Raw genomic sequence first — 5,714 nt, 5'->3', positions numbered from 1 at the left:
GGCGGCCTTGCCTGCCTTCGCCGCTGCATTGGCGCCCTGCGTCACCTCGACAGCGCCGGCCACGCCCGCTGCGCCGGCCGCGCCTTTGCCGGCGGCACCGGCGGCGGCTGTGCCTTTTCCGGCAGCGGAGCCGAGCTTGGCGAGGGCGCCCCAGAAGGCATGGGACGGGGCGGGGAGAAGTGCCAGGGCCAGCAATGCGGCCAGGCAACTGCCGTGGAGGGCTGCGCGGCGGACGGGGGCTGTTGAGTGCTGCATGGGCGTCTTCCGGTCAGGTGTTTGCGGGTCAGTCGGCTTTCTTGCGGCGGGCGCGCCAGGCCCGCGCAACTTGCAAACCGCCGCCGCCGCCCAGGCCGACCAGCACGATGCCGGCGATGGCACCGTTGCCGTAGCCGGATTCAAAAATATCGAAGCCGAGCAGATGGCCGGCCCAGAAGCCGAGCAGCGCACCGCCGACAAAACCGACCGCGTCGGACAGGCCTTCGACCAGCAAGGATTTTTGGCTCATGTGTGAATCCCGTGTTCAGCGATTGTTGCGCTGCATGAAAACCAGCTTCTCGAACAGGGTCACGTCCTGCTCGTTCTTGAGCAGCGCGCCCACCAGCGGCGGCACGGCGACCTTGTCGTCCTTGCTTTGCAGGGCGTCCAGCGGGATGTCTTCGGCGACCAGCAGCTTGAGCCAGTCCAGCAGYTCGSWGGTCGASGGYTTCTTCTTGAGGCCGGGCAGGTTGCGCACGTCGTAAAACGTTTTCATCGCGGCCGTTAGCAACTCTTTCTTGAGATCCGGGAAATGCACGTCGACGATCTGCTTCATGGTGTCGGCGTCGGGGAACTTGATGTAGTGGAAAAAGCAGCGGCGCAAAAACGCGTCGGGCAGTTCTTTTTCGTTGTTGGAGGTGATGAACACCAGCGGGCGGTGCCTGGCCTTGATGAGTTCGCGTGTTTCGTACACATAGAACTCCATGCGGTCGATCTCGCGCAGCAGGTCGTTGGGGAATTCGATGTCGGCCTTGTCGATCTCGTCGATCAGCAACGCCACCGGCGTTTCCGAGGTGAAGGCCTGCCACAGCACGCCCTTGACGATGTAGTTGTGGATGTCCTTGACTTTTTCGCCGCCGTCGACGGTGGACAGCTGCGAGTCGCGCAGGCGCGACACCGCGTCATATTCATAGAGGCCCTGCTGCGCCTTGGTGGTCGATTTGATGTGCCATTGCAACAGCGGCAGGCCCAGCGACTCGGCCACTTCCTCGGCCAGCATGGTCTTGCCGGTGCCGGGTTCGCCCTTGACCAGCAGCGGCTTTTTCAGGGCGGCGGCGGCGTTCACGGCAAGCATCAGGTCCTGGGTGGCGACGTAGTTCTTGGATCCTTGGAATTTCATGGTCTGGCGTCAATGTGGGCGGGTTTGGGGGGCTATTCTCTTGGTTTGAAAAACAGCCGGTGCTTGGGGGCAACAGGCCCAGATATAATCCGGGGTTGTTTATAAGATKAATTCCCACCTGATTGTGCGCGCAAAATGAATAAGCTGTTCACCACGATATTCGCCGTTGCTGTCTCTTGTGCGACGGCTGCCAGCCTGGCCCAGGAAGTCAAGGGCGACGCCAAGGCCGGCGAAACCAAGAATGCCATGTGCATCGGCTGCCACGGCATCCAGGGTTACCAGGCCTCCTTCCCCGAGGTCTACAAGGTCCCGAAAATTTCCGGCCAGAGCGCCAAATACATCGTCGCCGCGCTCAACGAATACAAAAAAGGCGAACGCAAACATCCGACGATGCGCGCCATCGCCGACTCCCTGACCGACCAGGACATCGCCGACCTCGCCGCCCACTACAGCGTCGACGGCATGACGGCCGCCGAGCTGGCCAAGGCAGCCGAATTGGCCAAGGCCGCCGCCGCGCCGGCCCAGGCCGCCTCATCGGCCAAGGCTCCCGAAATAGCCAAGCCCAGCAGGGAACCCAGCGCCGAAGTCAAGGCCCTGCTGGACAAAGCCAATTGCGCGTCTTGCCACGGCACCAACTTCAGCCTTCCGGGCGAGGGATACCCCAAGATCGGCGGCCAGCACGCCGACTATCTCTTTGTGGCCCTGAAAGCCTACAAGATGGAGCCCGGCAACCCCAAGGTCGGCCGCGGCAATGCCGTCATGGGCGCCATGATCAAGCCTTACACCAATACCGAGTTGAAGCTGCTGGCCAACTACCTGGCCTCTATCGACGGCGACCTGAAGACCATTCCGCAGAAGAAATTCCGCTAAGCCGGAAGATCCCGCCCAACAAAAAAGCCGCTTCATCAAGCGGCTTTTTTGTTGGTCAGTCTTTTGTTGCCCGGCGTTGAACGCAGTCTATGTACGCGGCGCCGTCGGGCGGGCGCCCCGCGCGCTGGCTCTCCCAGACCATCTGTCCCAGGCAGTCCATGGTTTCATGGTGGGCGTCGTGCAGGGAGTTGCGCCTGGCCGTCAGCAGTTCCACGGCCTGGCGTATGCCGCGCGGCTGGTCGATGGAGCATTGCTCGCTGATCGACAGGTGCATGGAGAGGTGCAAAAACGGATTGGTCTTGCCGGCCTCGACGTCGTACATCTTTTCCAGCGCACCGTCGGCATCGGCGAAATCCGCATGGTATTCGGGATGCTCTTCGATCCACTGGCTGGCGAGGGTTTCAATCGCCTCCATGGGCTGGCCGGCGCGGGCCTTGGCATAGACGGAGCAGAAGAAGCGACGAACGTCGGCTTGTGAGGGCGTGAACATGGACGAAAGCGTATCACGCGGGTGTTTTCCAATGCCGGCCTGGGGTTGTGCTTTTCAGTGCTCGGGCCACAGGGCTGGCTGGCTACGTCCTACAGACAGCTTCTCTGCCCCTGCCTACATTACGAAGCACAGTGGCGAAGTTCCGGGGCAAGGCCACTCCATAACCATTCACAAGCCCGGCGAGGAGATTTCAGATGAACGCAGCACGCATCACAGGCATTGTCCTGATCGTTTTGGGCCTGGCCGGATTTTTCACCGGCGGCTTCAGCTTCACCAAGGACACGACGGCCGCCAAGCTGGGCCCCATCCAGCTGACCGTGAAAGAAAAAGAGTCGGTCAACATTCCGCAGTGGCTGAGCCTGGGCGCCATCGTTCTCGGTGCGGTCGTACTTGTCGTGGGTTTTAAAAAGAACTGAGCTGTTCCATCAGCCTCAACTGCGTTGCACGCTCAGCATGCGAGAAATCGCATGCGCCGCCGCCAGCAGTTGCGGCAGCATGCTTTCCTGCATGGCCTTGGCGCTGGTGCGGTTGGCCTGGCCGCTGATGTTGAGGGCGGCCACTGTCTGGCCGGCGCGGTTGGTGATGGGCGCGGCCATGGACACCAACCCTTCTTCCAGTTCCTGGTTCACCAGCGACCAGCCCTGCTTGCGCGCCTGCGCGACCTTGGCCGCCAGCTCTTTCACGTCGGTCACGGTGTATTTGGTGCGGGCCGTCAATGTTGAGGCCTGCAGGCACTTTATGAGTTCGGCCCCGGGCAGGGCCGACAACAACATGCGGCCCATGGAGGTGCAGTAAGCCGGCAGGCGCGAGCCCACGCCCAGGCTGATGCTCATGATCTTGTGCGTGGGCACGCGCAGCACGTAGACGATGTCCGTGCCGTCCAGCACCGCAGCCGAGCACGATTCCTTGACCTCGCCGACCAGCGCTTCCATCACGGGTTCGGCCAGGTTCCAGATTGGCATGGAGGACAGGTAGGCAAAACCCAGGTCCAGGATGCGCGGCGTGAGGCTGAAGAGCTTGCCGTCGTTGTGCACATACCCCAGCGTTTCCAGCGTCAGCAGGATGCGGCGCGCGCCCGCGCGGCTCAGGCCGCTGCGCCCGGCGACCTCTGTCAGCGTCTGGCGCGGCGCGTCGGTGCTGAAAGAGCGTATGACCTCCAGCCCGCGCGCGAAGGACTGGACGTAGCCGTCGCCCGGCTTGTGGGCTGTGGCGGGCGTGGATGCGGCGTTTGCCATGGTGCGGGAAATCTCCTAAAATTCATTATACGAACTCTTGTTCTAATGTCGAACAATATTTGACGCGGCCCTCATTCAATGTGAGGCAACCGCCGTACCTGGAGACTTCTGGATGATCAACAAGATTGCCGCTTCCGTCGCCGATGCGCTGGCGGATGTGAAAGACGGCTCAACGGTGCTGATAGGCGGCTTCGGCACCGCGGGCATTCCCAACGAGCTGATTGACGGCCTGATCGCGCAGGGCGCCAAAGACCTCACGGTGGTGAACAACAACGCGGGGAATGCGGAGGTCGGCCTGGCCGCGCTGCTCAAGGCCGGGCGCGTGCGCAAGATCATCTGCAGCTTTCCGCGCCAGGCCGACAGCCAGGTGTTTGACGGGCTGTACCGCAGCGGCAAGCTGGAGCTTGAACTGGTGCCACAGGGCAACCTGGCCGAGCGCATTCGCGCCGCGGGCGCCGGCATAGGCGCGTTCTTTTGCCCCACGGGCTATGGCACCGAACTGGCCCTGAACGCCGACGGCAGCGCCAAGGAAACCCGCGAGATCAACGGCCGGCAGTACGTGCTCGAGATGCCGATCTACGGCGACGTGGCCCTGATCAAGGCCGAACGCGGCGATCGCTGGGGCAACCTGACTTACCGCATGGCGGCGCGCAACTTCGGCCCGGTGATGGCGACGGCGTCCAAAAAGACGATCGCCACCGTGCACGAGATCGCCGAGCTCGGTGACCTTGACCCTGAGACCATCGTGACGCCGGGCATCTTCGTCCACCACGTCGTCAAAATCCCACGCATAGCCACCCAAGCCGGCGGCCTCAAGAAAGCGGCATGACCATGACTTACCAACGCCGCAGCAAGGACCAGCTCGCAGCCCGCGTCGCGCAGGATATTTTTGACGGTGCCGTCGTCAACCTCGGTATAGGCCAGCCCACGCTGGTGGCCAACCATTTGCCGGCCGGCCGCGAGGTCATTCTGCAAAGCGAGAACGGCATCCTCGGCATGGGCCCGGCGCCCGCCGAAGGCCAGGAAGACTACGACCTGATCAACGCCGGCAAGCAGCCGGTGACGCTGCTCAAGGGCGGCGCGTTTTTTCACCATGCCGACAGCTTCGCGATGATGCGCGGCGGCCACCTCGACATCTGCGTGCTGGGCGCCTTCCAGGTCTCGGCCACCGGCGACCTCGCCAACTGGAGCACCGGCGAGCCCGGCGCGATTCCGGCGGTGGGCGGCGCCATGGACCTGGCCATAGGCGCGCGGCAGACCTGGGTCATGATGGATTTGCTGACCAAGCAGGGCGCCAGCAAGCTGGTGAGCCAATGCAGCTACCCGCTGACCGGCATAGGCTGCGTCAAGCGTGTGTATTCAGATCTCGCGACACTGGAATGCACGCCGCAGGGCCTGAAGCTGATCGACACCGTCGAAGGCCTCACGCACGCGGAACTCGAAATACTGGTCGGCCTGCCGATTGCGGCCGCCTGAACTTCACCCTCTTCGGAAAAAGACACACCATGACCCAAGCTTTTATCTGCGACGCGATCCGCACCCCCTTCGGCCGCTACGGCGGCGCCCTGAGCAGCGTGCGCACCGACGACCTGGGCGCGACCCCGCTGAAGGCGCTGATGGCGCGCAACCCCAAGGTGGACTGGCAGGCCGTCACCGACGTGATCTACGGCTGCGCCAACCAGGCCGGCGAAGACAATCGCAACGTGGCGCGCATGGCAGCCTTGCTGGCCGGCCTGCCCATGGA

At 63.1% G+C, this 5,714-nt stretch carries 10 protein-coding genes; 5 read left to right on the top strand and 5 right to left on the bottom strand.

Going from position 1 to position 5,714, the window contains the following annotated elements; all coding sequences use genetic code 11:
* The 3 genes from AC1D0P_RS20940 to AC1D0P_RS20930 all read right to left on the bottom strand — a co-directional run.
* Positions 1 to 255 (bottom strand): hypothetical protein (locus AC1D0P_RS20940; RefSeq protein WP_477678511.1); only part of this gene is annotated, 255 nt, incomplete at its 3' end.
* 28 nt (positions 256 to 283) lie between these two features.
* Positions 284 to 505, bottom strand: coding sequence for a hypothetical protein (locus AC1D0P_RS20935; protein ID WP_477678510.1), 222 nt, complete (start codon positions 503 to 505; stop codon positions 284 to 286).
* A 15-nt stretch (positions 506 to 520) separates the two neighbouring features.
* Entirely contained in the window at positions 521 to 1,375 is an 855-nt protein-coding gene (locus AC1D0P_RS20930; RefSeq protein WP_477678509.1) for an AAA family ATPase, read from the bottom strand.
* Between the two features lie 135 nt (positions 1,376 to 1,510).
* On the opposite strand from AC1D0P_RS20930, the gene AC1D0P_RS20925 reads away from it, so the two are divergent.
* A complete protein-coding gene (locus AC1D0P_RS20925; protein ID WP_477678508.1) occupies positions 1,511 to 2,245 on the top strand; it encodes a c-type cytochrome in 735 nt (244 codons plus the stop codon).
* A gap of 55 nt (positions 2,246 to 2,300) precedes the next feature.
* Here the strand turns inward: AC1D0P_RS20925 and AC1D0P_RS20920 are convergent, their stop codons facing one another.
* Positions 2,301 to 2,735: a DUF1841 family protein gene (locus tag AC1D0P_RS20920; RefSeq protein WP_477678507.1), complete on the bottom strand. Its 435-nt coding sequence runs from the start codon at positions 2,733 to 2,735 to the stop codon at positions 2,301 to 2,303.
* A 194-nt stretch (positions 2,736 to 2,929) separates the two neighbouring features.
* Between AC1D0P_RS20920 and AC1D0P_RS20915 the strand changes: the two genes are divergently transcribed.
* Entirely contained in the window at positions 2,930 to 3,151 is a 222-nt protein-coding gene (locus tag AC1D0P_RS20915; protein WP_477678506.1) for a hypothetical protein, read from the top strand.
* 15 nt (positions 3,152 to 3,166) lie between these two features.
* Here the strand turns inward: AC1D0P_RS20915 and AC1D0P_RS20910 are convergent, their stop codons facing one another.
* Positions 3,167 to 3,970 (bottom strand): IclR family transcriptional regulator, encoded by an 804-nt coding sequence (locus AC1D0P_RS20910; RefSeq protein ID WP_477678505.1) that lies wholly within the window; start codon positions 3,968 to 3,970, stop codon positions 3,167 to 3,169.
* Positions 3,971 to 4,082: 112 nt separating this feature from the next.
* Here AC1D0P_RS20910 and AC1D0P_RS20905 point away from each other — a divergent pair, with 112 nt between their 5' ends.
* The 3 genes from AC1D0P_RS20905 to AC1D0P_RS20895 all read left to right on the top strand — a co-directional run.
* Positions 4,083 to 4,799: a 3-oxoacid CoA-transferase subunit A gene (locus AC1D0P_RS20905; protein WP_477678504.1), complete on the top strand. Its 717-nt coding sequence runs from the start codon at positions 4,083 to 4,085 to the stop codon at positions 4,797 to 4,799.
* Positions 4,796 to 5,446: a 3-oxoacid CoA-transferase subunit B gene (locus AC1D0P_RS20900; RefSeq protein WP_477678503.1), complete on the top strand. Its 651-nt coding sequence runs from the start codon at positions 4,796 to 4,798 to the stop codon at positions 5,444 to 5,446. Before AC1D0P_RS20905 ends, AC1D0P_RS20900 begins: the two co-directional genes overlap by 4 nt.
* A 29-nt stretch (positions 5,447 to 5,475) precedes the next feature.
* The coding region (locus AC1D0P_RS20895) for a thiolase family protein (RefSeq protein WP_477678502.1) at positions 5,476 to 5,714 on the top strand (239 nt) is incomplete at its 3' end.

It is taken from the genome of Polaromonas sp. P1_G2, assembly GCF_056405515.1.
Note: the sequence above shows the minus strand (reverse complement) of the source record. Positions and strands in the feature narration are given on the sequence as shown.